Source organism: Spiribacter sp. 2438 (assembly GCF_009676705.1).
Classification (GTDB): domain Bacteria; phylum Pseudomonadota; class Gammaproteobacteria; order Nitrococcales; family Nitrococcaceae; genus Spiribacter.
The window spans coordinates 1,658,711-1,685,197 of sequence record NZ_CP046046.1; the positions used below are offsets into that span (position 1 = coordinate 1,658,711).

Here is a 26,487-nt window from a genome sequence, read left to right on the forward strand (position 1 = left end):
GTTCAGGAAGCCTGTGCGACCTCTTCGGTCTCTGGCTCTTCTTCTTCGGTCTCTTCAACCACCGGCCGGTCCACCAGTTCGACAAAGGCCATGGGGGCATTGTCGCCGGCGCGGAAACCCGCCTTCAGGACTCGCAGATAACCCCCGGGGCGCGCCTGATAGCGAGGACCCAGCTCCTCAAAGAGCTTGGTGACCACCGCCTTGTCCCTAAGTCGGGCAAAGGCGAGGCGTCGATTGGCCACGGTGTCCTTGCCAGCCAGCGTGATCAGAGGCTCCGCCACACGCCGCAGCTCCTTGGCCTTGGGCAGTGTGGTTCGAATGGCCTCGTGCTCGAACAGCGACGCCGCCATGTTGCGAAACATGGCCTGGCGATGGGAGCTGTTGCGATTGAGTTTTCTACCCGATTTGCGATGACGCATTGATCCGTTCCCCTAACCGGTCGCCAGACCACGGTCCTCGAGGCTGGCCGGCGGCCAGTTCTCGAGGCGCATGCCCAGCTGAAGCCCGTTCTGTGCCAGGACTTCCTTGATTTCATTGAGCGATTTCTTGCCGAGGTTGGGCGTCTTGAGAAGCTCCACCTCGGTCTGCTGAACCAGGTCACCCACGTAGTGGATGTTCTCGGCCTTCAGGCAGTTGGCCGAGCGCACGGTCAGCTCCAGATCATCGATGGGCCGCATCAGCACCGGATCCACCTCAGGCTCACGCCGGGTGGGCTCCAGTTCGCCCTCGCCGCCTTCGAGATCCACGAACACCGACAGCTGGTCGCGAAGCACGCCGGCGGCGAGACGGATGGCCTCCTCGGGCTCGATCACGCCGCTGGTCTCGATGTCCATAACGAGCTTGTCGAGGTCGGTGCGCTGTTCAACACGGGCGCTCTCGACGTTGTAGGCCACCCGACGCACCGGGCTGTAGGTGGCGTCCAGCGCCAGACGCCCAATGGTGCGCTCCTCTTCAGGATTACGGGCGTTGGCCGGCTCGTAACCACGGCCGCTGGACACCGTGATGGACATGCTGATCTCACCCGCCTTGGTGAGATTGCAAATCACCAGTTCCGGGTTCTTGACTTCGATGTTCTGCTCGGCGGCGATGTCTCCCGCGGTCACCACGCCCGGCCCCTTCTTGTGGAGCCGGAGGGTGGCCTCGTCGCGACCCACCAGGCGCACGGCCAGATTCTTGAGGTTCAGCAGCACGTCGACAACGTCTTCCTGAACGCCCTCGATGGCGGTGTACTCGTGAAGCACGCCGTCAATTTCGACCTCGGTGACCGCAAAGCCGGGCATGGACGACAGCAGAACCCGCCGCAGCGCGTTGCCAAGGGTGTGGCCGAAGCCCCGCTCCAGCGGCTCGAGGGTGATGTGAGCGCGGCGGTCGTTGACGGCTTTAACGTCAACCACTCGCGGCTTGAGGAAATTTTTCAACTGGCCCTGCATGAAACAGACTCCCGTTTCGCAGGACGGCAAAGCGCCGTCCTACTTGGAATAAAGCTCGACAATCAGCGATTCGTTGATCTCGGCGGGAAGATCGGCGCGATCCGGAACCCGCTTGAGCGTTCCCTGGAATTGCTTGCTGTCCACCTCGACCCACTCCGGAAGCCCGCTCTGCTGAGCCATTTCCATGGCCGCCTGAATGCGAAGCTGCTTCTGGGCCTTCTCGCGGATGGTGATGGTGTCGCCGGCCTTCACCTCGGCGGAGGCCACATTGGTCACTCGGCCGTTGTGAAGCACTGCACGGTGGGCCACCAGCTGACGGGCTTCCGCTCGGGTGGAAGCAAATCCCATCCGGTAGACCAGATTATCCAGTCGGCATTCCAGGCGCTGGAGCAGATTTTCGCCGGTATTGCCCTTGCGACGGTCCGCTTCCTTGTAATAGCGGCGGAACTGACGCTCGAGCACGCCGAACATGCGGCGCACTTTCTGTTTCTCGCGCAGCTGCAAGCCGTAGTCCGAGATCCGGCCCCGGCGCTGGCCATGCTGTCCCGGCGGCGAGTCCAGCTTGCACTTGCTGTCCAGCGGGCGGACGCCGCTCTTCAGATAAAGGTCGGTGCCTTCGCGGCGGGCCAGCTTGCAGGTCGGTCCGATGTAACGTGCCATAAGTCCTGTTCCTCGATCAGACGCGACGCTTCTTGGGCGGACGACAACCATTGTGTGGAATGGGCGTCACGTCCTCGATGTTGGTAATGCGGTAGCCCACGTTGTTGAGGGCGCGTACGGCAGACTCCCGACCCGGGCCGGGTCCTTTCACCCGCACCTCGAGGTTCTTGAGCCCGTAGTCCTTGGCGGACTCGCCCGCACGCTCAGACGCCACCTGGGCGGCGAAGGGCGTGCTCTTGCGTGAACCTCGAAATCCACTGCCGCCGGCACTGGCCCAGGCGAGGGCGTTGCCCTGGCGGTCGGTGATGGTGATCACCGTGTTGTTGAAGGTCGCGTTGACGTGCGCGATCCCGTCGACAACCGTGCGCTTGACGCGCTTGCGGGTGCGGGTGGTTGGCTTGGCCATTAAATGCTGTCCTGCTCGTTCGTTAACGGGTTACGGCACGACGCGGACCCTTGCGGGTACGGGCATTCGTGCGAGTCTTCTGGCCGCGGACGGTCATCCCACGCCGATGGCGGATGCCACGGTAGCAACCCATGTCCATGAGCCGCTTGATGTCCATGGCCACCTGCCGGCGCAGATCGCCTTCGACGGCGTATTCGTTGATGGCAGCGCGCACGCGCTCGAGCTCATCATCCGTGAGTTCATTCACTTTGCGATTTTCAGCGACGTTGGCGGACTTGCAGATGTCCGCGGCTCGCTTCCGGCCGACGCCGTAAATGGACGTCAGCGCGATCACTGTGTGCTTGTTGGCGGGAATATTGACGCCAGCAATACGGGCCATGAGCCGTTACTCCGAGTTATTCGTTTCTCGCGAAAACCCGCTAGTGTAGCGAGTTTGACGCTTTTCATTCAAGCCAGGGGAATTCAATCTGCTCAGCCCTGGCGCTGTTTGTGCCGCGCATCCGTGGTGCAGATGACCCGCACGATCCCGCCGCGCTTGATCACCTTACAGTTGCGGCAAATTTTCTTTACCGAGGCACGTACCTTCATCGTCCGTCTCCGACAAAACCGTTATCGCCCGCAAAAAGGGCGCGAATCATAGCAGAGGCCCGTCCGTCTTGCACGGGCCCCGTTTGTCCCGCTAGCGAAGCAGTCCCCCGCCCGGCCGGCCGTGCGCCTGCAGGTTGGCCTTCTTCATCAGCGGCTCGTACTGGTGGGACACCAGATGGGCCTGTAGCTGCGACATGAAATCCATCACCACGATGACAATGATCAACAGTGAAGTGCCGCCAAAGTAGAAAGGCACGTTCCAGTAGAGAATCAGGAACTCCGGCAGCAGACACACCGCGGTGATGTAACCGGCGCCCACCAGGGTGAGGCGCGTCATGACCTTGTCGATGTACCTCGAGGTCTGCTCACCGGGCCGAACGCCGGGAATGAATGCGCCTGACTTCTTGAGGTTGTCGGACGTATCCCGGGAGTTGAACACCAGTGCAGTGTAGAAAAAGCAGAAGAAAATAATCGCCGCGGCATAGAAGGCGATATAAAGCGGCTGGCCGGGACTGAGACTCTGCCCGAGCTGCTGCATCCACGCCAGACCTTCGATCTCGCCAAACCACTGCCCGATGGTGGCAGGGAAGAGAATAATGCTGGACGCGAAAATGGCCGGAATCACGCCCGCCATGTTGATCTTCAGCGGCAGATGGCTGGTCTGCCCCGCGTACATCTTCCGACCCTGCTGCCGCCGGGCATAATTCACGGTGATCCGCCGCTGGCCCCGCTCCATGAAGACGATGAAGCCGATCACACTGAGCGCCAGTGCCAGCAGGATGATAACGGTGGCAATGCCCAGCTCACCGGTGCGGGTGAGTTCGAGGGTACCCCCCAGGGCCGATGGCAGCCCGGCCACGATGCCGGCGAAGATGATCAGCGAGATGCCGTTGCCAATCCCCCGCTCAGTGATCTGCTCGCCGAGCCACATCAGGAACATGGTGCCGGTCACCAGGGTGGCGGTCCCGATGAACACGAACTGCGGCCCCGGCGCGAACACCACGCCCTGGTTCTGCAGGGCGATGGTGATGCCGATGCCCTGGAACAGAGCGAGCCCAAGGGTGCCGTAGCGCGTGTACTTGGTGATCTGCCGCCGTCCCTGCTCGCCTTCCTTGCGGAGCTGCTGCAGCGAGGGAATCACGGCGGTCATCAACTGCATGATGATCGCCGCCGAAATGTAGGGCATGACGCCGAGAGCGAAGATTGACAGCCGCCCGAGGGCACCCCCGGAAAACATGTTGAACATGTCCAGAATGGTGCCCGACTGGGCGTCGAACATTTGCGCCAGAGCCACCTGGTCAATACCCGGAATGGTGATATGCGCACCAAGCCGGTAAATCACCAGGGCCATGATCACGAAGAAGAGTCGCTGACGGACTTCGGTCAGCCGACCCATGCCCCCGAGCGCACCCATATTGGCGGACGGCGTGGCCACTTAGCCCTCGACCTTTCCGCCGGCCTTCTCGATGGCCGCGCGAGCGCCTGCGGTGGCGCGCACACCCTGAATCGTTACCGCCCGGTGGACCTCACCAGAAGCGATCACCTTGACCGAGCGGGCATTGCGGGCAACCAATCCGGCCGCCTGCAGGGACTCGAGACTCACCACGTCACCATCAACACGATGAAGCTCGGAAAGCCGGACTTCCGCCACGTACTGGCCCTTGCGGGAGCGAAAGCCCACCTTGGGAACGCGCCGCTGAAGCGGCATCTGGCCGCCTTCAAAGCCCACCTTGTGAAAGCCGCCGCTGCGGGATTTCTGACCTTTATGACCGCGCTTGGCGGTCTTGCCGTGGCCAGAGCCGGCACCGCGGCCAACCCGGTCAGCCACCGGACGCGAGCCCTCGGCGGGACGCAGTGTATTCAGTCGCATGATCAGAGCTCCTCGACTGCGAGCATGTAGGAGACCTTGTTGATCATCCCGCGGTTCTCCGGCGTGTCATCGACAACCACCGTGTGGTGCATCCGCCGGATGCCCAACCCCGCTACGCAGGCCTTGTGGGAGGCAATCCGCCCCGACAGGCTGCGCACGAGAGTGACAGAAACTTGTTTCTTCTTAGCCATGATCAGCCCTGAATCTCTTCAACGGTCTTGCCACGTTTGGCAGCCACCTTCTCCGGCGAGTTGTAAGCCGCCAGCGCGTTAATGGTGGCACGCACCACGTTGACCGGGTTGCGTGAACCAATGGCCTTGGCCAGCACATCCTGCACACCGACCACTTCGAAAACGGCACGCATGGCGCCGCCTGCGATGATGCCCGTACCCGCCGAGGCGGGCTGCATGAACACCTTGCTGGAACCGTGGTAGGCGGTAATCGGATACTGCAGCGTGGGGCCGTTGAGGCTGACCTTCTGCATGTTGCCGCGGGCACGCTCCATGGCTTTCTGGATGGCAAGCGGCACTTCACGGGCCTTGCCATAACCAAAACCCACGGACCCCTCTCCGTCACCAACCACGGTCAGGGCCGTGAAGCCGAACTGGCGGCCGCCTTTGACCACCTTGGCTACACGATTAATGGTGATGAGCTTCTCCCGAAGACCCTCACCGCTGACATCGCTGCTCGCCATACCCTATATGCCTCTATTCAGAATTTGAGTCCGGCTTCGCGGGCTGCGTCGGCAATTGCCTGCACCCGCCCGTGATATTTGAAGCCCGAACGGTCGAAGGCCACCTCGGTGATCCCCGCCGCGACAGCCCGCTCGGCAATCGCCCGGCCGACGGCCTTGGCCGCCTCGACATTGCCGCCGTTGCCAAGCCCGCCACGGACATCTTTCTCCAGCGTCGATGCTGACGCCAGCGTCCGGTCGGCCGTGGCGGAGATGATCTGCGCGTAGGTGTGCCGCGGCGTGCGATGAATGGTCAAACGCACCGTGCCGAGCTCCTGCATTTTTGCCCGGGCCTTGCGTGCCCGACGCTGTCTTGCTGACTTCTTGTCCATCGCCACTACTTCTTCTTGGCTTCTTTCATGATGACCCGCTCGTCGGCGTAACGGACGCCCTTGCCCTTATAGGGCTCCGGCGGCCGGTAGGCGCGAATCTTGGCCGCCACCTCACCAACCAGCTGCTTGTCGATACCCTTGATCACGATCTCGGTGTTCGACGGCGTCTCGACTGAGATGCCTTCGGGCACCGGATGCTCCACGGGGTGGGAGAATCCCAGGGTCAGGTTCACCTTCTGCCCCTGGGCCTGGGCACGATAGCCCACACCCACCAGCTGCAGCCGGCGCTCGAACCCCTGACTCACGCCGTGAACCATATTGTTCACCAGCGCCCGGGTCGTCCCCGCCAGCGCCACTGCCTCCTGCCGCTCCTTGTTGGCGGCAAAAGTGAGGGTGGCCTCGTCCTGCTCGACGTCCACCCAGTCATGGATGGTGTGCTGCAGTTCACCCTTGGCGCCCTTGACGGTGATACGCCGGGCTTCCTCGAATTTGACTTCGACACCCTGGGGAATCGCTACCGGATTGTTCGCTACTCTGGACATGACGCCTCGGTCCCGTCTTTAGAACACAACGCAGAGCACTTCGCCGCCATGACCCGCGTCCCGCGCGGCCCGGTCGGTCATCACACCCTGCGAAGTGGAAATAATGGCTGTACCCAATCCACCACGGACCCGCGGCAGCGTTCGTTTACCTTCGAAGCGGCGCAGACCCGGGCGGCTCACCCGCTGAATCTCCTCGATGACCGGACGGCCCTCGTGGTACTTCAGCGACACCACCAGCGAAGGCTTTTTCTCGTCGCCTTCCACCCGGTAGTCCTGGACGTAGCCCTCGTCCTTCAGCACCCGGGCGATGGCTACCTTCTGCTTCGAGGAGGGCATTGAGACCTCCGGCTTCTCGGCGGACTGCCCGTTGCGTATACGGGTCAGCATATCCGCGATGGGATCGGTCATGCTCATGTTCGCGTCACCTGGTTCCTTGCCTGATTGCTCCGGTCCATACCGCTCACCAGCTGGACAGCTTCAGGCCGGGGATCTCGCCGCGCATGGCGGCCTTGCGGAGCATGTTCCGGGCCAGGCCGAACTTGCGGTAGTAACCGCGGGGCCGACCCGAGACATTGCACCGATTGCGCCCACGCACGGGGCTGGCGTTCCGGGGCAGATTCTGTAACTGCTCCTGAGCCGCCGCCCGCTCCTCCTCCGAGGAACCGGGGCTGCGGATGATTTCCTTGAGCTCGGCACGCTTTGCGGCGTACTTGACCCGCAGCCGCTCCCGCTTGAGCTCACGCTGGACCATGGAAACCTTTGCCATTTCCTGCCCTCTTTACTTGCGGAACGGGAAACCGAAACCCTCAAGGAGGGCCTGAGCTTCCGCGTCCGTCTCTGCCGTGGTGCCGATTGCAATGTCCATTCCGCGAATGGCGTCGATCTTGTCGAACTCCAGTTCGGGAAACACCAGTTGCTCACGGACACCGAGATTGTAGTTGCCGCGGCCGTCGAACGACCGGGGCGAAAAGCCCCGAAAGTCACGGATCCGGGGCGCTGCGATGTTGACCAGACGGTCAAGAAATTCGTACATGCGGGACCGACGCAGCGTGACCTTAACGCCGATGGGCCACTCCTCACGGATCTTGAATCCGGCCACGGCCTTGCGGGTATAGGTCACGATCGGCTTCTGGCCGGCCAGCGCCGCCATGTCGCCACTCGCATGATCGATCACTTTTTTATCCCGCACTGCTTCGCCGAGACCCATGTTGATCACGATCTTTTCAAGCCGCGGCACCTGCATGGGATTCGAATACTCGAAGCGCTCCTGCAGGGCCGAGACGATTTCGCTTTTATATTGTTCGCGCAATCTGGCCATCACGGCACCTTAATCAATCAGATTATTGTCAGACTTGAAAAAGCGCTCTTTCGTGCCATCGTCCGCCACACGGATACCGACGCGGTCGGGTTCACCCGTGTTGGGATTGTAGATGGCCACGTTGGAGCGATGGATCGGCATCTCTTTCTCGATGATGCCGCCGGCGTCGTTCGCCTGGGGATTCGCCCGCTTGTGCTTTTTCACCATGTTCGCGTTCTCGACCACCACGCGATCCCGTTCGGGAATCACCCGGGTAATGCGCCCGCGGCGGCCCTTGTCCTTGCCGGCGATGATCATGACTTCATCGCCCTGCTTAATCTTGCGCATGTCTAGAGCACCTCCGGAGCCAGCGAGATGATGCGCATGAACCGCTCGTCCCGCAGCTCGCGGGTAACCGGTCCGAACACGCGGGTGCCAATGGGCTGCAGGTTGTTATTCAGCAGCACCGCCGCGTTGCCATCGAAACGGATCAGGGACCCGTCCGGGCGACGGACGCCGCGCTTGGTGCGCACCACCACCGCGTTGTACACCTCGCCTTTCTTGACGCGGCCCCGAGGGATCGCGTCCTTCACACTAACCTTGATTATGTCGCCGATGCCGGCGTAGCGGCGCTTGGACCCGCCCAGTACCTTGATGCACTGGACCTCCCGCGCTCCGCTGTTGTCCGCCGCGCCAAGCAGCGTCTGCATCTGAATCATGGCGATTGACTCTCTTGTATTCCGTTGGGCCTACTGAGCAGCGCGCTCAAGAATTTCCACCAGCCGCCAGGACTTCTGCCGGGAAATGGGGCGGCACTCTTCGACGGCGACCCAGTCGCCCTTCTGGCAAGCGTTGTCAGCGTCATGGGCGTGGACCTTGGTGGTCCGACGGATGTACTTGCCGTACAGCGGATGCCGGACCAGTCGCTCCACCGCCACGGTGATGGTCTTGTCCATCGCCGTGCTGGTGACCCGGCCGTTCACCGTCCGCTTGACGCTATTGTTCTCGCTCATGACGTCTCGCCTGTCTTGGTCTTCTCATTGATCACGGTCTTGATACGGGCAATATCCCGCCGGACCCGCTTCACCTCGTCGGGCCGCGCCAGCTGGCCGGTGGCCTGCTGCATGCGCAGATTGAACTGCGCCTTGCGCTGCTCGAGGAGCTCGGCTTCCAGTTCCGTCAGCTGTTTGTCGCGAAGCTCACTTGCCTTCATCACATCGTCGTCCGCTCAACGAAGCGTGTCTGCACCGGCAGCTTGGCCGCGGCACGCCGGAACGCCTCACGCGCCACTTCCTCGGAGACACCTTCAATTTCATAAATGACCCGTCCGGGCTGCACCTTCGCGGCCCAGTGGTCGACGTTGCCCTTGCCCTTGCCCTGCCGCACTTCCAACGGCTTGGAAGTAATCGGGGTATCCGGGAAAATCCGGATCCAGATCTTTCCGCTACGCTTGACGTGGCGGTTGATGGCCCGACGGCCGGCTTCGATCTGACGCGCGGTGACCGGCCCCCGGGTGGTGGACTTGAGCCCGAACTCACCGAAGTTGACCTTGTCGCCCCGCGTCGCCAGGCCGTTGTTACGGCCTTTCTGCTGTTTCCGGAATTTCGTGCGCTTTGGCTGCAGCATCTCTGTCTCCTTCGGATCCGGTTAGCCCGCGGCGCGCTGGTTCGGCGCCTGATCGGTGTCCAGGATCTCGCCCTTGAACACCCAGACCTTGACGCCGATCACACCATAGGTAGTGCGCGCTTCGGCGAAACCGTAGTCGATGTCCGCGCGCAGGGTGTGCAGCGGCACACGGCCTTCGCGGTACCACTCGCTGCGGGCGATCTCGGCGCCGTTCAACCGACCGCCAACCTGGATCTTGATGCCCTGAGCGCCCAGACGCATGGCGTTGCCCACCGCACGCTTCATGGCCCGACGGAACATGATCCGCCGCTCCAGCTGCTGCGCCACACTCTCGGCCACCAGCTGGGCGTCCAGCTCAGGCTTGCGGATTTCCTCGATGTTCACGTGCACCGGAATGCCCATGCGCTGAGTCAACTCGCGACGCAGCCGATCGATGTCCTCGCCCTTTTTGCCGATCACGATGCCCGGCCGCGCGGTGTGGATGGTGATCAGCGCGTTCTTGGCCGGGCGCTCGATGCGGATCCGGCTGATGGAAGCGTGGGAAAGACGCTTCTTAATGAATTCCCGAATCCGGTAATCCATGTGCAACTGCTCACCGTAGCGATTGCTATCGGCGTACCACATGGAGCGCCATTCCTCGGTGATACCGAGTCGGAAACCTGTGGGATGAACCTTATGACCCATGCCTAAACCCCTAGTCCTCGGCGACCGCCACAGTGATGTGACTGGTCCGCTTCAGGATGCGATTGGCCCGGCCTTTCGCCCGGGGCTGAATTCGCTTGTACATCGGCCCCTCGTCCACCTGGATGCGGGCCACACGCAGCTCGTCAATGTCCGCGCCATTGTTGTGCTCGGCGTTTGCGATCGCCGAATCCACCACCTTGCGCACAATGCCCGCCGCCTTGCGGGGGCTGAACTCCAGAATTTCCAGCGCCCGCGACACCGGCAGACCACGAATCTGGTCCGCTACCAGCCGCACTTTCTGCGGCGAGATGATCGCGTAACGAAGCCTGGCCGCCGTTTCCATGACCTACCTCTTCGCCTTCTTGTCGGCCAGATGCCCTTTGAACGTCCGCGTTGGCGCGAACTCACCGAGCTTGTGACCGACCATGTTCTCGTTGACGAGCACCGGCACATGCTGGCGCCCGTTATGGACCGCGATGGTGAGACCCACCATCTCCGGCACCACCATGGAACGCCGCGACCAGGTCTTGATCGGACGCTTGCTGTTGGCCTCAGCCGCCTGCTCAACTTTCTTCAGCAGGTGACTGTCAATAAACGGCCCTTTACGAATCGAGCGTGGCACTTTTCATCCACCCCTGTTCATTAGCGTTTGCGACGGCGCACGATCAGCTTGTCCGTGCGCTTGTTGCTGCGAGTCTTGTGACCCTTGGTGGGAACACCCCAGGGCGTCACCGGATGCCGACCACCGGAGGTTCGGCCTTCACCACCACCATGGGGATGGTCCACCGGGTTCATCACCACACCGCGAACGGTGGGGCGACGACCAGCCCAGCGGCTGGCGCCCGCCTTGCCCAGTGAGCGCAGAGCATGCTCCGAATTGCTGACCTCGCCGATGGTGGCGCGGCAGTCGCTCAAGACCTTGCGCATCTCGCCGGAGCGCAGGCGCAGCGTGGCGTAGGCCCCCTCGCGGGCGACCAGCTGTACGCTGGCGCCTGCGGAACGCGCCATCTGCGCACCCTTGCCGGGCCGCATCTCGATGCAGTGCACCTGGCTGCCCAGCGGGATGTTGCGAAGTGGCATGGCATTGCCCGGCTTGATCGGCGCGCCCACCCCGGAGTGGACCGGCTGCCCGGCTTTCAGGCCCTTGGGAGCGATGATGTACCGGCGCTCGCCATCCTGATAGAGCACCAGGGCGATGTGCGCGCTGCGGTTGGGATCATATTCAAGGCGCTCCACCACACCGGGAACGCCATCCTTGTTGCGCTTGAAATCAATGATTCGGTAACGGCGCTTGTGCCCGCCGCCAATGTGCCGTGTCGTGATCCGGCCGTGATTGTTCCGACCGCCACTCTTCGAGAGCTTGCGGACCAGCGGAGCGTGCGGCTCGCCTTTGTGCAGACCGTCCTTGACGGGCTGAGCAACAAACCGCCGCCCTGGCGAAGTGGGTTTTGCTTTACGCAGTGCCATGATAGATGTCCTGTTCGCTTACTCGACGCCGCCGATGAAGTCGAGCTCTTCGCCCGCTTCCAGCGCCACGTATGCTTTTTTCCAGTCCGGTCGCCGGCCCTGAAGTCGGCCAAAACTTTTGCGCTTGCCGTTGACGTTCACGACGCGGACGTCACGAACCTTGACTTCGAACAGCTGCTCGACGGCGGCCTTGATCTCTTTCTTGGTGGCGTCGCGCGCTACCGTGAACACCACCTGGTTCGCCTCATCGGCAATGATGGTGCTCTTCTCGGAGATGTGAGGCCCACGCAGGACCTGATATACCCGCTCCTGATTCATGCCAGCCACTCCTCGACTCGGCGCAGGGCATCCACGGTCATGACCACGTGCTCATGAGTGAGCAGGGTCACCGGGTCCAGCCCTTCGGTGTCACGGACTTCCACCCGCGGCAAGTTGCGCACTGCCAGGTAGAGGGTCTCGCTGATTTCGGTGCTGATGATCAGCACATCCTCGCTGCCCACGGTCTTTTGCACGGTGTCCAGCGCCACTTTTGTGCGCGGCTCGGTGACATCGAAACCGTCCACGATGTGCAGGCGCTCCTGACGGAGCAGTTCCGACAGAATGGAGCGAATCGCGCCGCGGTACATTTTGCGGTTGACCTTGACCGAGTGGTCCCGGGGCTTCGCGGCAAACGCGCGACCGCCGCTGCGCCACAGCGGGCTCCGGATGGAACCGGCCCGTGCCCGCCCGGTGCCTTTCTGACGCCAGGGCTTGGAACCGCCGCCACGCACTTCGGAGCGGGTCTTCTGTGCCTTGGTGCCGGCACGCCCGCCGGCCAGATAGGAAACCACCACCTGGTGAACCAACGGCTCGCGGAACTCGGCACCAAAGGTGGTCTCGGAGACCTCCAGCTTTTTCTTGCCGCCGTGCAGCTCGACTTCCATTAGTTACCTCCTGCCGCAGCGGTCTGCTTGATGGCCGGCCGGATCACGACATCGCCGCCGCGATGCCCGGGGACGGCGCCACGGACCAGCAGCAAGTTGCGCTCGGCGTCCACCCGAACGATCTCAAGGTTCTGGGTGGTCACCCGCTCGTTACCCATCTGTCCGGCCATTTTCTTGCCGGGCAGGACTCGACCGGGGTCCTGCGCCTGGCCGATGGAGCCGGGGACGCGGTGAGCCTTGGAGTTGCCGTGGCTGTTGTCCTGGGTGCGGAAGTTGTGTCGCTTGACGGTACCCGCGAAGCCCTTGCCCTTGGAGGTGCCGGTAACGTCCACGACGGCACCCGCCTCAAACTGCTCCACGGTCAACTCGGAACCCGGGGAATGATCGCCATCCCCATCGCCCCGCAGCCGAAACTCCCAAAGACCGCGGCCCATCTGCACACCGGCCTTGGCGGCGTGTCCAGCGGCGGCCCGGTTAACCCGGGACGGCCGGCGCTCGCCCACCGTCACCTGAATGGCGCGGTAGCCATCCGGGTCATCCTGCTTAATCTGTGTAACGCGGTTCGGCTCGGCTTCAATCACCGTCACCGGCACGGAGGAACCATCCTCCATGAAAACCCGCGTCATGCCGCATTTGCGGCCGACGATTCCAATTGCCATCGTCGATATCCCCTTCTATCGGGCAGAGGGCGCAGCAAACGAAGCCATCGACGTAAGCCGTCGATGACATCGCACAGCGCCAGGAACCCGAATTGTTCGGTTCAAAAAAGGTCGTCCCGAAGGTCGACTGACTGAGGCCCGCCCCAGCTGTCCGGTTCGGCACCGGTGCCGGGGTAGTTCCCCGAAAACTCAGGAGAGCTTGATCTGAACGTCAACGCCGGCTGCGAGGTCGAGCTTCATCAGCGCATCGACCGTCTTGTCAGTCGGGTCAACGATATCCATCAACCGCTTGTGAGTCCGAATTTCGTACTGATCCCGCGCGTCCTTGTTGACGTGCGGTGAGATCAGGATCGTATACCTTTCCTTCTTGGTCGGCAAGGGCACCGGGCCCCGAACCTGGGCCCCGGTGCGCTTTGCCGTCTCAACGATTTCCCGCGCAGACTGATCGATCAAGCGATGGTCGAACGCCTTAAGACGGATGCGAATCTTCTGATTTGCGACTGCCATTCCGGATTACTCGAGGATTTTGGAGACGACGCCGGCGCCGACGGTCCGACCGCCCTCACGCACCGCAAAGCGCAGCCCCTCTTCCATGGCGATGGGCGCAATCAGCGACACCGTCATCTGCACGTTATCACCCGGCATCACCATCTCGGTGCCCGAGGGCAGATCACACGCCCCCGTGACATCGGTGGTGCGGAAGTAGAACTGCGGCCGGTAGCCATCAAAGAACGGCGTGTGACGACCGCCCTCGTCCTTGCCGAGCACGTAGACCTCGCACTCGAACTTGGTGTGCGGCGTAATCGAACCCGGCTTGCAGAGCACCTGACCCCGCTCCACCTCGTCGCGCTTGGTGCCGCGGAGCAGCGCGCCGATGTTGTCGCCCGCACGCCCCTCGTCGAGCAGCTTGCGGAACATCTCCACACCGGTGACCACCGTCTTGGTGGTCTCCTTCATGCCCACAATCTCCACTTCCTCGCCGGTCTTGACGATGCCCCGCTCCACACGACCGGTCACCACCGTGCCGCGACCAGAGATCGAGAACACATCCTCAATCGGCATCAGGAAAGCACCGTCCACCGCCCGCTCGGGCTCGGGAATGTACTCATCCATGGACTCCACCAGCTTCACAATCGCCTGCGAGCCCATCTCCCCACTGTCACCCTCCAGCGCCTTCAGCGCCGAGCCCGTGGTGATCGGAATGTCATCCCCCGGGAAGTCATAGTCACTGAGCAGCTCACGGACCTCCATCTCGACGAGCTCAAGCAGCTCGGCATCGTCCACCATGTCCGCCTTGTTCAGAAACACCACCATCGCCGGCACGCCCACCTGGCGGGCCAGCAGAATGTGCTCACGGGTCTGCGGCATCGGGCCGTCCGCAGCGGAGACCACCAGAATGGCTCCGTCCATCTGCGCCGCACCGGTGATCATGTTCTTCACATAGTCCGCGTGCCCGGGGCAGTCGACGTGCGCGTAGTGACGCGCGCCGGTCTCGTACTCCACGTGCGCCGTGGCAATGGTAATGCCGCGCTCGCGCTCCTCCGGCGCATTGTCAATCTGCGCAAAATCCTGCGCCACACCACCGTACTCTTCCGCCAGCACCTTCGTCAGCGCCGCCGTCAGCGTCGTCTTACCATGGTCCACATGACCAATCGTGCCAACGTTGACATGCGGCTTCGTGCGCTCAAACTTCGCTTTGGACACGACTCACCTCTTATCCGTCAAATACCTGAATTCACAATCGGCCAACCCCGGAGGATCAGCCGGCCTTTTTGATCACTTCATCGGCGATGCTGCTCGGCGCCTCTGCATAGCCGTCGAACTCCATGGAGTACGCGGCGCGGCCCTGGGTGGCCGAGCGAAGGTCGGTAGCATACCCGAACATTTCCTTGAGTGGCACTTCGGCGCGGATGATCTTGCCCGCCGGGCCGTCTTCCATGCCCTGGACCGTGCCGCGACGACGATTAACGTCACCCATCACGTCACCCATGAAGTCCTCGGGGGTGACGATTTCGACCTTCATCATCGGCTCGAGCAGTACCGGGTTGGCTTTCATGAAACCATCCTTGAACGCCATGGAGCCGGCAATCTTGAAGGCCATCTCGGAGGAATCGACATCGTGGTAGGAGCCGTCGAACAGCTCGACCGCGAGATCAACCACCGGGAAGCCGGCGAGAACGCCGTTTTCCATCTGCTCCTGGATGCCCTTGTCCACCGACGGGATGTACTCCCGGGGGACGACACCACCAACAATCTTGTTAGTGAACTCGTAGCCCTCGCCGCGCTCCCGCGGACGCATCCGGATCCAGACATGACCATACTGACCCCGACCACCGGACTGACGGACAAACTTGCCCTCGACCTCAATGGCATCGCGGATCGCTTCGCGGTAAGCCACCTGCGGCTGACCGACATTGGCCTCCACCTTGAACTCCCGCTTGAGCCGGTCGACGATAATTTCGAGATGGAGCTCGCCCATGCCGGAGATGATGGTCTGCCCGGACTCTTCATCGGTGCGGACCTGGAAGGACGGATCCTCCTGGGCCAGCTTCTGCAGCGCGATGCCCATTTTCTCCTGGTCGCCCTTGGTCTTGGGCTCAACGGCCACGGAGATCACGGGATCCGGGAACTCCATGCGCTCGAGGGTCACCTTGCTGTCGTTGGCGCAGAGGGTGTCACCGGTGGTGACATCCTTGAGGCCGATGGCCGCGGCAATGTCGCCCGCGCGGACCTCGTCGATCTCCTTGCGCTCTTTGGAGTGCATCTGAACGATTCGACCCAGGCGCTCCTTCTTGCCCTTGACCGGGTTGTAGACCGAGTCACCGGATTTGACCACACCGGAATACACCCGGAAAAAGGTCAGGGTGCCGACATAAGGGTCCGTGGCAATCTTGAATGCCAGCGCGGCGAACGGCTCGTCATCATCGGGGCCGCGGCTGGCGGCGCTGCCGTCCTCGAGCTCGCCTTCAATGGCCGGCACATCGAGGGGCGATGGCATGTATTCCACCACCGCGTCCAGCATGGCCTGTACGCCCTTGTTCTTGAACGCCGACCCGCACAGAACCGGCACCACTTCGTTGGCGATGGTCTGAACCCGCAGGCCGTGATTGATCTCTTCGACGGTGAGCTCCTCACCGCCGATGTACTTGTCCATGAGCTCTTCGTTGGCTTCGGCGGCGGCTTCAACCAGCGCTTCGCGGAAGCTGGCCGCGTCCGAGGCCAGCTCGGCGGGGATGTCCACTTCCTCGTAGGTGGCGCCGCGATCGTCTTCATTCCAGTAAATGGCTTTCTGACGGATCAGATCCACCACGCCAGCGAAGTTGTCTTCGGCGCCGATGGGCAGCTGCGCCGGGATGGCGTTGCAGCCAAGGCGCTCCTTGACCATTTCGATGCACCGGAAGAAGTCGGCGCCCATCTTGTCCATCTTGTTGACGAACACCATGCGCGGCACGCCATAGCGGTCCGCCTGGCGCCAGACGGTTTCGGTCTGGGGCTCAACGCCGGCGTTGGCATCCAGCACGCAGACGGCACCGTCAAGGACCCGCAGCGACCGCTCCACCTCGATGGTGAAGTCAACGTGGCCGGGGGTGTCGATGATGTTGATGCGGGTTTCGGGATACTGCTGATCCATTCCCCGCCAGAACGTGGTGGTCGCGGCCGAGGTGATCGTAATGCCACGCTCCTGCTCCTGCTCCATCCAGTCCATGACGGCTGCGCCCTCGTGGACTTCGCCCATCTTGTGGGAGATACCGGTGTAAAACAGGATTCGCTCGGTGACCGTAGTCTTACCGGCATCAATGTGGGCCATGATGCCGATATTGCGATAGCGCTCGATCGGTGTCTTGCGTGCCAAAACGATATACCTCTGACTCTTACCAGCGGAAATGCGAGAAGGCCTTGTTGGCCTCCGCCATCCGGTGCGTGTCCTCGCGCTTCTTGACCGCGCTACCGCGACTCTCGGCCGCTTCCAGCAACTCGTTGCCAAGGCGATGACCCATGGTGGCCTCGCTGCGCTTGCGGGAAGCCTCGATCACCCAGCGCATGGCCAGGGTGTTGCGACGCTGCGGGCGAACCTCCACCGGCACCTGGTAGGTGGCGCCACCAACGCGGCGGGATTTGACCTCCACCACCGGGCGCACGTTTTCCAGGGCGGTCTCCAGAACGTCCATGGGATCGCCACTGTGCTTTTCAGCGATGCGGTCCAGGGCGCCGTAAACGATCTTCTCGGCCACTGCACGCTTGCCGTCGCGCATGATCATGTTGACGAAACGCGTCAGCATCTCGCTGTTGTACTTCGGATCCGCCAGGACCTTCCGCTTGGGGACTTCTCTTCTTCTTGGCATGACTGACTACCCGATTATCCCTTGGGCCGTTTGGCGCCGTACTTGGAACGACCCTGGCGGCGCTTGCTGACGCCGGCGGTGTCGAGGGAACCACGGACCACGTGGTACCGGACACCCGGCAGGTCCTTGACTCGACCGCCACGGATCAGAACCACGGAGTGCTCCTGAAGGTTGTGGCCTTCACCGCCGATGTAGCTCGACACTTCATAGCCGTTGGTGAGCCGCACCCGGGCCACCTTACGCAGCGCCGAGTTCGGCTTCTTGGGCGTCGTGGTGTAAACGCGCGTGCAGACGCCGCGCCGCTGCGGGCAGGCCTCCAGCGCGGGCACGGTGCTCTTTTCGTGCGGCCGCTTGCGGGGCTTGCGTACCAGCTGATTGATCGTGGCCATAGCCTTGTGACTCCAGTCCTTCAACGAACGTCAGGCCGGGGCCCCGGCCTGACGAAAGCCGATAAGTGTATGGTCGGGCCACCGGGGTGTCAACCAGACAACCCCGTGAAACCCGCGTCGTTACTGCTGTTCCGGCAGGTCTGCCTGATCCGGCGCAGGGGCCGGTGCGTTCAGGCCGAACTGCGGTGCCATCGGAATCATCGGGGTCGCCCCTTCGCGCCGCTGACGCTGACGATCCTGGTGGTAGGCATAGCCCGTGCCCGCCGGAATCAGGCGCCCGACGATGACATTCTCCTTGAGACCGCGGAGATCGTCCCGGGCACCGCGGGTGGCGGCGTCGGTAAGCACCCGAGTGGTCTCCTGGAAAGAGGCCGCCGAGATGAACGACTCCGTCGCCAGGGATGCCTTGGTGATACCCAGCAGCTGGCGCTCGTAGCGGGCCGGCGTCTTGCCCATCTCCACCAGCCGCTCGTTCTCTTCCTCGACCCGGGCCCAGTCGGCCTGCTCGCCACGCAGGTAGCGGGTGTCGCCGCCATCGCGAATCTCGACTTTGCGCAGCATCTGGCGACTGATCACCTCGATGTGCTTGTCGTTGATCTTCACGCCCTGGAGACGGTAGACGTCCTGGATCTCCTTGACCATGTAAGCCGCCAACTCGGTCACGCCCAGCAGACGCAGAATGTCGTGGGGGTTCGGTTCGCCATCGGCAATCACCTCACCCTTCTCGACGTGCTCACCCTCGAACACCGTGACGTTGCGCCACTTGGGAATGAGCTCTTCGTAATGCTCACCCTCGGGTGTGGTGATCACCAGACGCTGCTTGCCCTTGGTGTCCTTGCCAAAGGACACGGTGCCGGAAACCTCGGCGAGGATGGCCGGCTCCTTGGGCTTGCGGGCCTCGAACAGGTCCGCCACCCGGGGCAGACCACCGGTGATGTCACGGGTCTTGGACGACTCCTGCGGGATACGGGCGATGACGTCGCCCACATCCACTTCGGCGTTGTCATCGACGCTGACGATGGCGCCCGCCGGCAGAAAGTAATTGGCCGGAATATCGGTGCCCGCCAGGTTGAGGTCGTTACCGTCCTCGTCCACCAGCTTGATCAGCGGTCGCAGGTCCTTGTAGGCCACCTTCTCACCGGTGCTGCGGCGGGTGTGCTCGCCATTGCCACGGGTTTTGGGGTCGGTGACCACCAGGCTGCTCAAACCGGTGACCTCGTCGGTCTCCCGGTTCACGGTCACCCCCTCGACGAAGTCATAGAACTTCAGGCGACCCTTCACCTCGGTGATGATCGGGTGGGTGTGGGGATCCCAGGTGGCCACGATCTGACCGGCTTCCACGGCTTCCTCGTCCGCGGCGGCGATAGTGGCGCCGTAGGGCACCTTGTAGCGCTCGCGCTCGCGACCCGCCTCATCGATGACGGTGATCTCGCCGGAGCGGGACACTGCCACCAGGTTGCCGGAGTGATGAGCCACGGTCTTGAGGTTGTGAAGCCGCACGCTGCCGGCGGACTTCACCTGCACGTTGCTGATTGCCGCCGCCCGGGAGGCGGCACCACCGATGTGGAAGGTCCGCATGGTGAGCTGGGTGCCCGGCTCGCCGATGGACTGAGCCGCGATGACGCCCACCGACTCGCCCACATTTACCCGATGCCCGCGGGCCAGATCGCGGCCATAGCAGGTGGAGCAGACACCATGGCGGATTTCGCAGGTAATGGGTGAGCGCACCCAGACCTCGTCGACGCCCTCGCTTTCGATTTTTTCCACCAGGCGCTCGTCCAGCAGCGTGCCCTGATCCACCAGCACCTCGCCGGTGCCCGGCTGGACCACATCCTGGGCCACCACGCGGCCCAGCACCCGCTCGCCGAGGCCTTCCACCACGTCGCCACCCTCGATCAGGGGGGTCATGCGCAGGCCGCGATGGGTGCCGCAGTCGTCGGCGGTCACCACCAGATCCTGGGAAACGTCCACCAGCCGCCGGGTCAGATAACCGGAGTTGGCGGTCTTGAGCGCCGTGTCCGCCAGACCCTTACGGGCGCCGTGGGTGGAGATGAAGTACTGCAGGACGTTCAGCCCCTCACGGAAGTTGGCGGTAATCGGCGTTTCGATGATGGAGCCGTCGGGCTTGGCCATGAGGCCGCGCATGCCCGCCAGCTGCCGGATCTGGGCTGCTGAACCTCGGGCACCGGAGTCCGCCATCATGAAAATGGAGTTGGTGGACTTCTGCAGCCGCTGGTTGCCCTCGCGGTCGGTCACCGTCTCCTTGCCGAGCTTGTCCATCATCGCCGTGGCGACTTCGTCGTTGGTCCGCGACCAGATGTCCACCACCTTGTTATAGCGCTCACCGTTGGTGACCAGACCGGAGGCGTACTGATCCTCGATGTCCTTCACCTCGGACTCGGCAGCGGTGAGAATGGTCTCCTTTTCGGTGGGGACCACCATGTCTTCCATGCCGATGGACACCGCCGCCCGGGTGGACATGCGGAAGCCCAGATACATGATCTGGTCGGCGAAGATCACCGTGGCCTTGAGGCCAAGCCGCCGGTAGCACTGGTCTATCATCTCGGAGATGGCCCGCTTGGTCATGTCACGGTCCACCAGCTCGAAGGGCAGCCCCGCCGGCACGATGTCGTACAACAGGGCCCGGCCGACAGTGGTGTCGAACCGCCGGGTGCCCTCGGTGCGATGGCCCTGATCGTCCTGGATGACCTCGTGAATGCGCACGCTGACTTTGGCATGCAGATCCACCTGGCCGCTCTCGTAGGCGCGATGCACTTCGGCCACGTCGGAGAAGTTCATGCCCTCACCCCGACGGTTCTCCAGCGCCAGGCTGGTGTAGTACAGCCCCAGCACCACGTCCTGGGAGGCACCGATGATAGGCTCACCCGACGCCGGCGACAGCACATTGTTGGTGGCCATCATCAGCGCCCGGGCTTCCAGCTGGGCTTCCAGGGACAGCGGCACGTGCACGGCCATCTGGTCGCCGTCAAAGTCAGCGTTGAACGCCGGGCAGACCAGCGGATGCAGCTGGATGGCCTTGCCCTCGATGAGGACCGGCTCAAAGGCCTGAATGCCCAGTCGATGCAGGGTCGGCGCCCGGTTGAGCATGACCGGGTGCTCGCGAATGACTTCCTCGAGGATGTCCCATACCTCGGGGGTCTCGCGCTCCACCATCTTCTTGGCCGCCTTGATGGTGGTGGACAGGCCCAGCCGCTGCAGACGCGAGAAAATGAACGGCTTGAACAGCTCCAGCGCCATGCGCTTGGGCAGACCGCACTGGTGCAGTCGCAGGGTGGGGCCCACCACGATGACGGAGCGGCCGGAGTAGTCCACGCGCTTGCCCAGCAGGTTCTGCCGGAAGCGGCCCTGCTTGCCCTTGATCATGTCCGCCAGAGACTTGAGCGGGCGCTTGTTGGTGCCGGTGATGGCCCGACCGCGGCGGCCGTTGTCCAGCAACGCGTCCACGGATTCCTGGAGCATGCGCTTTTCGTTGCGGACAATGATGTCCGGCGCGGACAGATCCAGCAGCCGGCGCAGCCGGTTGTTGCGGTTGATCACCCGACGATAGAGGTCGTTGAGATCCGAGGTGGCGAACCGGCCACCATCCAGCGGCACCAGCGGCCGCAGATCCGGTGGCAGCACCGGCAGGACGGTCATGATCATCCACTCGGGGCGGTTGCCCGACTCGAGGAACGACTCCACCAGCTTGAGGCGCTTGGACAGCCGCTTGATCTTGGTCTCGGAGTTGGTGGCATCCATCTGCTCGCGCAGGGTGTCGGTCTCTTCCTGCAGATCCAGATTCTTGAGCAGGTGATAGACCGCCTCGGCGCCCATGCGGGCGTCGAACTCATCGCCGTACTGCTCCATGGCATCCAGATACTGCTCGTCGCTGAGCAGCTGATGCTTGGTGAGCGGGGTCATGTTGGGCTCGATGACCACGAACGCCTCGAAGTAGAGGATCCGCTCGATGTCCCGCAGGGTCATGTCCAGCAGCAGGCCGATGCGCGAGGGCAGCGACTTGAGGAACCAGATATGCGCGGCCGGGCTGGCCAGCTCGATGTGGCCCATGCGCTCGCGCCGGACCTTGGCCAGGGTGACCTCCACCCCGCACTTTTCGCAGACCACGCCCCGGTGCTTGAGGCGCTTGTACTTGCCGCACAGGCACTCGTAGTCCTTCACCGGGCCGAAGATCTTGGCGCAGAAAAGCCCGTCCCGCTCCGGCTTGAACGTGCGGTAGTTGATGGTTTCGGGCTTTTTGACCTCGCCGAAGGACCACGAGCGGATCTTCTCCGGCGAAGCGAGCCCGATCCGGATCGCGTCAAAATCGTCGAGCTGGGCGCCCGGCTGCTTGAACAGATTCAATAGGTCTTTCATAGATGGCTACCCGTTAGTCCTGCTCGAGCTCGATGTCGATACCGAGGGAGCGAATCTCTTTGACCAGCACGTTGAAGGATTCGGGCATGCCCGCTTCCATCTGGTGCTCGCCATCGACGATGTTCTTGTACATCTTGGTGCGACCGGCCACGTCATCGGACTTGACCGTGAGCATCTCCTGCAGCGTGTAGGCCGCGCCATACGCCTGCAGGGCCCAGACCTCCATCTCGCCGAAGCGCTGGCCACCGAACTGGGCCTTGCCGCCCAGCGGCTGCTGGGTGACCAGGCTGTAGGGACCCGTGGCCCGAGCATGCACCTTGTCATCCACCAGGTGGTTGAGCTTGAGGATGTGCATGTAGCCCACGGTCACCGGCCGATCGAAGGCCTCACCCGTGCGGCCATCCCAGAGCTGTGCCTGCCCGGTCTCGGGCAGCTCGGCCAGCCGCAGCATGGTCTTGATTTCGTCCTCGTTGGCGCCGTCAAACACCGGGGATGCCATGGGCACCCCGCCGCGGAGGTTCTGGCAGAGCTCAACGATCTCTTCGTCGCTGAGGCTGTCCAGGTCCTCGCGCTTGCCGCTGGCGTTGTAGATGCTGTCCAGGAACTGGCGCAGCTCCGAGACCTTGCGGTTGGCCTCGAGCATGTCGGCAATACGCCGGCCCAGGCCCTTGGCGGCCCACCCCATGTGAACCTCGAGCACCTGGCCGATGTTCATGCGCGAGGGCACGCCCAGCGGCGAGAGCACCACGTCGATCGGCTCGCCGTCCGCGGAGAACGGCATGTCCTCCACCGGCACCACCCGTGAGATCACACCCTTGTTGCCGTGACGCCCGGCGAGCTTGTCACCCGCCTGGATGCGGCGCTTCACCGCCAGGTAGACCTTGACCATCTTGAGCACCCCGGGGGCGAGATCGTCGCCGGCGGTGATCTTGGCCTTCTTCTCGTCAAAGCGCTCGTCAAAGGCCTCCCGCTGTGCCTTCAGCTGGGCCTGCACCGCTTCGAGCTGGGCGGTGGCCTCGTCGTCGCGCAGACGAATCTCGAACCAGCGCTGCCGATCCTCAATGCTCTCCAGGTACTCGGCGGTCAGTTTGGCGCCGGCTTTCAGGCCGTTGGGGCCGCCTTCGGCCACCTTGCCAATCAGCGACTGCTGCAGACGGGTGAAGGCGTCGTCCTCGAAAATGCGGTACTGGTCGTCAAGGTCCTTACGGACATCCGCCAGCGCATCGGCCTCGATGGATAACGCCCGCTCGTCTTTTTCGACCCCATCCCGGGTGAACACCTGAACATCCACCACGGTGCCGTCCATGCCCGAAGGCACCCGCTGGGAGGTGTCCTTCACGTCGGAGGCCTTCTCGCCAAAGATAGCCCGCAGGAGTTTTTCCTCCGGAGTCAGCTGGGTCTCGCCCTTGGGCGTGACCTTGCCCACCAGAATGTCACCGGCCTTGACCTCGGCGCCGACGTAGACGATGCCGGACTCGTCGAGCTTGGCCAGAGCACTCTCCCCGACATTGGGGATGTCCGAGGTGATCTCCTCCGGCCCCAGCTTGGTGTCCCGGGCAACGGCGGTGAGTTCCTCGATATGGATGGTCGTGTAGCGATCCTCCTCGACCACCTTTTCGGAGATCAGGATCGAGTCCTCGAAGTTGTAGCCATTCCAGGGCATGAACGCCACGCGCATGTTCTGGCCCAGGGCCAGTTCACCCATGTCGGTGGACGGCCCGTCGGCCAGCACATCACCCCGGGCCACCACGTCACCCGGGCGAACCAGGGGTTTCTGGTTCTGACAGGTGTTCTGGTTGGAACGGGTGTACTTGGTCAGGTTGTAAATATCGACGCCCGGCTCACCGGCCTGGGCCTCGTCATCATTGACCCGGACCACGACCCGCGCGGCGTCCACCTGATCCACCACGCCGCCCCGGTCGGCGACCACGGTTACGCCGGAGTCCACCGCCACGGCGCGCTCCATGCCAGTGCCCACCAGGGGCTTCTCGGCCCGCAGGGTCGGCACCGCCTGGCGCTGCATGTTGGAACCCATAAGGGCGCGGTTGGCGTCATCGTGCTCGAGGAACGGCACCATGGAGGCGGCCACCGAAACAATCTGCTTCGGCGACACGTCCATGTACTGGACCTTGTCCGGGGAGGACATGCCGAATTCGTTCTGGTGACGGATGGAGATCAGCGAATCCACCAGATTGCCCTGCTCGTCCAGGCGAGCGTTGGCCTGGGCGATGATGTAGCGGCTTTCCTCGATGGCGGACAGGTACTCCACCTGATCGGTCACGCGACCGTCCTCGACCCGGCGGTACGGAGTCTCCAGGAACCCGTAGCTGTTGAGCCGGGCGTAGCAGGCCAGGGAGCTGATCAGGCCGATGTTGGGCCCTTCCGGCGTTTCGATGGGGCAGACCCGACCGTAGTGCGTCGGATGCACGTCACGCACCTCGAAGCCGGCCCGCTCACGGGTCAGGCCACCCGGGCCGAGCGCGGACACCCGACGTTTGTGGGTCACCTCGGAGAGCGGGTTGTTCTGATCCATGAACTGGGAGAGCTGGGACGAACCGAAGAACTCCTTGATCGCTGCCGCCACCGGCTTGGCGTTAATGAGCTCCTGGGGCATGAGCCCCTCGCTCTCCGCCAGGCTGAGCCGCTCGCGCACGGCGCGCTCCACGCGCACCAGCCCTACCCGGAAGACGTTCTCGGCCATCTCGCCGACGCAGCGCACCCGACGGTTGCCGAGGTGGTCGATGTCGTCGACGGTGCCCTTGCCGTTGCGGATGTTGATGAGCTCGTAGAGCACGGCGAGGATGTCGTCGTTGTCGAGCACGCCGCTGCCCTCGACCTCGTCCCGGCCGACCCGCAGGTTGAACTTCATGCGCCCCACCGACGACAGGTCGTAGCGCTCTTCGCTGAAGAACAGGTTGGCGAACAGGTTTTCCGCGGCGTCCTTCGTGGGCGGTTCGCCCGGGCGCATCATGCGGTAAATCTCCACCAGCGCTTCCAGCTGCGTGGTGGTGGAATCGATGCCCAAAGTGTTGGAGACGTACGGCCCGCGGTCCAGGTCGTTAATGAACAGCACCGTGAACTTCTTCACCCCGTTGTCACGGAATGTCTGAACCAGCTCCTCGGTGATTTCGGTGTTGGCCGCGGCCAGCAGCTCGCCGGTGGACTTGTCGACGATGTCCTCGCCCAGCATCCGGCCAACCAGGTAATCGTCCGGCACCTGCAGTTTCTTGAGACCGGCCTTGTCCATCTGTCGAATGTGGCGTGCGGTGATCCGACGACCGCTTTCGACAATCAGATTGCCCTCGCCGTCCTTGATGTCGAAGGAGGCGGTTTCGCCCCGCAGCCGCTCCGGCACCAGGGCGAGATCGGCGCCGCTCTTGCGCAGGGTATAGCTGTCCTTGTCGAAGAACAGATCCAGAATCTGCTGGTTGTCATAACCCAGGGCGCGCAACAGCACCGTGGCCGGCAGCTTGCGGCGGCGGTCGATGCGCACGTAGATGGAGTCCTTGGGATCGAACTCGAAGTCGAGCCAGGAGCCCCGATAAGGGATCACCCGCGCCGAGAACAGCAACTTGCCGGAGCTGTGGGTCTTGCCCTTGTCATGATCGAAGAAAACACCCGGCGAGCGATGCAGCTGCTGGACGATCACGCGCTCGGTGCCGTTGACCACGAAGGTGCCGTTACGGGTCATGAGCGGCATTTCGCCCATGTAGACTTCCTGCTCGCGGATGTCCTTGACCGTGCGGGTTTCCTTGTCGTTGATCACCAGGCGCACCAGCACCCGCAGCGGTGCCGCGTAGGTCAGACCACGGAGCTGGCATTCCTTGACGTCAAACGCCGGCTCGCCGATGCGATAGCGCACATACTCAAGGCGCGCGCTGCCGGAGTAGCTCTCGATGGGAAACACCGACTCGAAGGCCGCATGCAGCCCTTTTTCGCCCCGGCTGTCGGGGTCGTGTTCCAGCTGCAGAAAATCCCGGTAGGATTCAATCTGCGAGGCGAGCAGATAGGGAACATCCAGAATATTCGGCTGCTTGCCGAAATCGTTGCGGATGCGCTTTTTTTCAGTAAACGTATAGGCCATCGAGGTTCCTCAACCAGGTTGGGTTCCGCCGTGTGCAAGGCTTCGGAGGCTTGTACCCACAAACCCGCCGCAGGCTTGGA

General features: G+C 63.0%; 34 protein-coding genes. All 34 read right to left on the reverse strand.

Translation table 11 applies throughout. The annotated features are described in order from the left end of the window. Positions 1–2: 2 nt before the first annotated feature. The 34 genes from rplQ to rpoB all read right to left on the reverse strand — a co-directional run bounded on the left by rplQ (position 3) and on the right by rpoB (position 26,407). The gene (rplQ, locus tag GJ672_RS08220) at positions 3–419 is read right to left on the reverse strand and encodes a 50S ribosomal protein L17 (RefSeq protein ID WP_154296731.1); all 417 of its coding nucleotides are present in this window, start codon (positions 417–419) and stop codon (positions 3–5) included. A 12-nt stretch (positions 420–431) separates the two neighbouring features. Then, entirely contained in the window at positions 432–1,430 is a 999-nt protein-coding gene (gene rpoA / locus GJ672_RS08225) for a DNA-directed RNA polymerase subunit alpha (RefSeq protein WP_154296732.1), read from the reverse strand. Positions 1,431–1,469: 39 nt separating this feature from the next. Then, on the reverse strand, positions 1,470–2,090 hold the full coding sequence (gene rpsD, locus GJ672_RS08230; protein WP_154296733.1) for a 30S ribosomal protein S4: 621 nt from the start codon (positions 2,088–2,090) through the stop codon (positions 1,470–1,472). A 16-nt stretch (positions 2,091–2,106) separates the two neighbouring features. Next, entirely contained in the window at positions 2,107–2,496 is a 390-nt protein-coding gene (gene rpsK / locus GJ672_RS08235) for a 30S ribosomal protein S11 (RefSeq protein WP_154296734.1), read from the reverse strand. A gap of 22 nt (positions 2,497–2,518) precedes the next feature. Then, a complete protein-coding gene (gene rpsM / locus GJ672_RS08240; protein ID WP_154296735.1) occupies positions 2,519–2,875 on the reverse strand; it encodes a 30S ribosomal protein S13 in 357 nt (118 codons plus the stop codon). A 92-nt stretch (positions 2,876–2,967) separates the two neighbouring features. Next, positions 2,968–3,084 carry a 50S ribosomal protein L36 gene (gene rpmJ / locus GJ672_RS08245; protein ID WP_154296736.1) on the reverse strand — a complete coding sequence of 39 codons (117 nt, stop codon included), beginning with the start codon at positions 3,082–3,084 and terminating at the stop codon, positions 2,968–2,970. Positions 3,085–3,175: 91 nt separating this feature from the next. Next, complete coding sequence (gene secY, locus GJ672_RS08250) at positions 3,176–4,498, reverse strand: preprotein translocase subunit SecY (protein WP_154297106.1); 1,323 nt, start codon at positions 4,496–4,498, stop codon at positions 3,176–3,178. A 21-nt stretch (positions 4,499–4,519) separates the two neighbouring features. Beyond that, a complete protein-coding gene (rplO, locus tag GJ672_RS08255) occupies positions 4,520–4,954 on the reverse strand; it encodes a 50S ribosomal protein L15 (protein WP_154296737.1) in 435 nt (144 codons plus the stop codon). 2 nt (positions 4,955–4,956) lie between these two features. Next, complete coding sequence (gene rpmD / locus GJ672_RS08260; protein WP_154296738.1) at positions 4,957–5,145, reverse strand: 50S ribosomal protein L30; 189 nt, start codon at positions 5,143–5,145, stop codon at positions 4,957–4,959. Positions 5,146–5,147: 2 nt separating this feature from the next. After that, the gene (gene rpsE / locus GJ672_RS08265) at positions 5,148–5,648 is read right to left on the reverse strand and encodes a 30S ribosomal protein S5 (RefSeq protein WP_154296739.1); all 501 of its coding nucleotides are present in this window, start codon (positions 5,646–5,648) and stop codon (positions 5,148–5,150) included. A 17-nt stretch (positions 5,649–5,665) separates the two neighbouring features. Beyond that, the gene (gene rplR / locus GJ672_RS08270) at positions 5,666–6,019 is read right to left on the reverse strand and encodes a 50S ribosomal protein L18 (RefSeq protein WP_154296740.1); all 354 of its coding nucleotides are present in this window, start codon (positions 6,017–6,019) and stop codon (positions 5,666–5,668) included. A gap of 5 nt (positions 6,020–6,024) precedes the next feature. After that, positions 6,025–6,561: a 50S ribosomal protein L6 gene (gene rplF, locus GJ672_RS08275; RefSeq protein ID WP_154296741.1), complete on the reverse strand. Its 537-nt coding sequence runs from the start codon at positions 6,559–6,561 to the stop codon at positions 6,025–6,027. Between the two features lie 18 nt (positions 6,562–6,579). Next, positions 6,580–6,975 carry a 30S ribosomal protein S8 gene (gene rpsH / locus GJ672_RS08280; protein WP_154296742.1) on the reverse strand — a complete coding sequence of 132 codons (396 nt, stop codon included), beginning with the start codon at positions 6,973–6,975 and terminating at the stop codon, positions 6,580–6,582. Between the two features lie 46 nt (positions 6,976–7,021). Further along, entirely contained in the window at positions 7,022–7,327 is a 306-nt protein-coding gene (gene rpsN, locus GJ672_RS08285; RefSeq protein ID WP_154296743.1) for a 30S ribosomal protein S14, read from the reverse strand. A 12-nt stretch (positions 7,328–7,339) separates the two neighbouring features. Further along, positions 7,340–7,879 (reverse strand): 50S ribosomal protein L5, encoded by a 540-nt coding sequence (gene rplE, locus GJ672_RS08290; RefSeq protein WP_154297107.1) that lies wholly within the window; start codon positions 7,877–7,879, stop codon positions 7,340–7,342. A 9-nt stretch (positions 7,880–7,888) separates the two neighbouring features. Beyond that, on the reverse strand, positions 7,889–8,206 hold the full coding sequence (gene rplX / locus GJ672_RS08295) for a 50S ribosomal protein L24 (RefSeq protein ID WP_154296744.1): 318 nt from the start codon (positions 8,204–8,206) through the stop codon (positions 7,889–7,891). Positions 8,207–8,208: 2 nt separating this feature from the next. Then, positions 8,209–8,577 carry a 50S ribosomal protein L14 gene (rplN, locus tag GJ672_RS08300; RefSeq protein ID WP_154296745.1) on the reverse strand — a complete coding sequence of 123 codons (369 nt, stop codon included), beginning with the start codon at positions 8,575–8,577 and terminating at the stop codon, positions 8,209–8,211. Positions 8,578–8,607: 30 nt separating this feature from the next. Beyond that, complete coding sequence (rpsQ, locus tag GJ672_RS08305) at positions 8,608–8,871, reverse strand: 30S ribosomal protein S17 (RefSeq protein WP_154296746.1); 264 nt, start codon at positions 8,869–8,871, stop codon at positions 8,608–8,610. Further along, on the reverse strand, positions 8,868–9,071 hold the full coding sequence (gene rpmC, locus GJ672_RS08310; protein WP_154296747.1) for a 50S ribosomal protein L29: 204 nt from the start codon (positions 9,069–9,071) through the stop codon (positions 8,868–8,870). The genes rpsQ and rpmC overlap by 4 nt, the downstream gene beginning before the upstream one ends. Then, the gene (gene rplP, locus GJ672_RS08315; protein ID WP_154296748.1) at positions 9,071–9,484 is read right to left on the reverse strand and encodes a 50S ribosomal protein L16; all 414 of its coding nucleotides are present in this window, start codon (positions 9,482–9,484) and stop codon (positions 9,071–9,073) included. The genes rpmC and rplP overlap by 1 nt, the downstream gene beginning before the upstream one ends. Before the next feature lie 21 nt (positions 9,485–9,505). Beyond that, positions 9,506–10,168: a 30S ribosomal protein S3 gene (gene rpsC, locus GJ672_RS08320; RefSeq protein WP_154296749.1), complete on the reverse strand. Its 663-nt coding sequence runs from the start codon at positions 10,166–10,168 to the stop codon at positions 9,506–9,508. A gap of 10 nt (positions 10,169–10,178) precedes the next feature. Further along, positions 10,179–10,511: a 50S ribosomal protein L22 gene (rplV, locus tag GJ672_RS08325; protein ID WP_154296750.1), complete on the reverse strand. Its 333-nt coding sequence runs from the start codon at positions 10,509–10,511 to the stop codon at positions 10,179–10,181. Positions 10,512–10,514: 3 nt separating this feature from the next. After that, on the reverse strand, positions 10,515–10,790 hold the full coding sequence (gene rpsS, locus GJ672_RS08330) for a 30S ribosomal protein S19 (protein ID WP_154296751.1): 276 nt from the start codon (positions 10,788–10,790) through the stop codon (positions 10,515–10,517). Between the two features lie 20 nt (positions 10,791–10,810). After that, positions 10,811–11,635 (reverse strand): 50S ribosomal protein L2, encoded by an 825-nt coding sequence (rplB, locus tag GJ672_RS08335; protein ID WP_154296752.1) that lies wholly within the window; start codon positions 11,633–11,635, stop codon positions 10,811–10,813. Between the two features lie 18 nt (positions 11,636–11,653). Then, the gene (gene rplW, locus GJ672_RS08340) at positions 11,654–11,953 is read right to left on the reverse strand and encodes a 50S ribosomal protein L23 (RefSeq protein WP_154296753.1); all 300 of its coding nucleotides are present in this window, start codon (positions 11,951–11,953) and stop codon (positions 11,654–11,656) included. Beyond that, positions 11,950–12,558, reverse strand: coding sequence for a 50S ribosomal protein L4 (gene rplD, locus GJ672_RS08345; RefSeq protein WP_154296754.1), 609 nt, complete (start codon positions 12,556–12,558; stop codon positions 11,950–11,952). The genes rplW and rplD overlap by 4 nt, the downstream gene beginning before the upstream one ends. Continuing rightward, positions 12,558–13,217 (reverse strand): 50S ribosomal protein L3, encoded by a 660-nt coding sequence (gene rplC / locus GJ672_RS08350; protein ID WP_154296755.1) that lies wholly within the window; start codon positions 13,215–13,217, stop codon positions 12,558–12,560. Before rplC ends, rplD begins: the two co-directional genes overlap by 1 nt. A 189-nt stretch (positions 13,218–13,406) precedes the next feature. Further along, complete coding sequence (gene rpsJ, locus GJ672_RS08355) at positions 13,407–13,724, reverse strand: 30S ribosomal protein S10 (protein ID WP_154296756.1); 318 nt, start codon at positions 13,722–13,724, stop codon at positions 13,407–13,409. A gap of 6 nt (positions 13,725–13,730) precedes the next feature. Next, positions 13,731–14,921, reverse strand: a complete 1,191-nt coding sequence (gene tuf, locus GJ672_RS08360) for an elongation factor Tu (RefSeq protein ID WP_154296757.1) — start codon at positions 14,919–14,921, stop codon at positions 13,731–13,733. A gap of 55 nt (positions 14,922–14,976) precedes the next feature. Continuing rightward, on the reverse strand, positions 14,977–17,070 hold the full coding sequence (gene fusA, locus GJ672_RS08365; RefSeq protein WP_154296758.1) for an elongation factor G: 2,094 nt from the start codon (positions 17,068–17,070) through the stop codon (positions 14,977–14,979). A gap of 19 nt (positions 17,071–17,089) precedes the next feature. After that, positions 17,090–17,560, reverse strand: a complete 471-nt coding sequence (gene rpsG / locus GJ672_RS08370; RefSeq protein WP_154296759.1) for a 30S ribosomal protein S7 — start codon at positions 17,558–17,560, stop codon at positions 17,090–17,092. 14 nt (positions 17,561–17,574) lie between these two features. Continuing rightward, the gene (gene rpsL, locus GJ672_RS08375; RefSeq protein ID WP_154296760.1) at positions 17,575–17,949 is read right to left on the reverse strand and encodes a 30S ribosomal protein S12; all 375 of its coding nucleotides are present in this window, start codon (positions 17,947–17,949) and stop codon (positions 17,575–17,577) included. Between the two features lie 120 nt (positions 17,950–18,069). Next, on the reverse strand, positions 18,070–22,323 hold the full coding sequence (gene rpoC, locus GJ672_RS08380; RefSeq protein ID WP_154296761.1) for a DNA-directed RNA polymerase subunit beta': 4,254 nt from the start codon (positions 22,321–22,323) through the stop codon (positions 18,070–18,072). A gap of 13 nt (positions 22,324–22,336) precedes the next feature. Then, complete coding sequence (rpoB, locus tag GJ672_RS08385) at positions 22,337–26,407, reverse strand: DNA-directed RNA polymerase subunit beta (protein ID WP_154296762.1); 4,071 nt, start codon at positions 26,405–26,407, stop codon at positions 22,337–22,339. Positions 26,408–26,487: the final 80 nt, after the last annotated feature.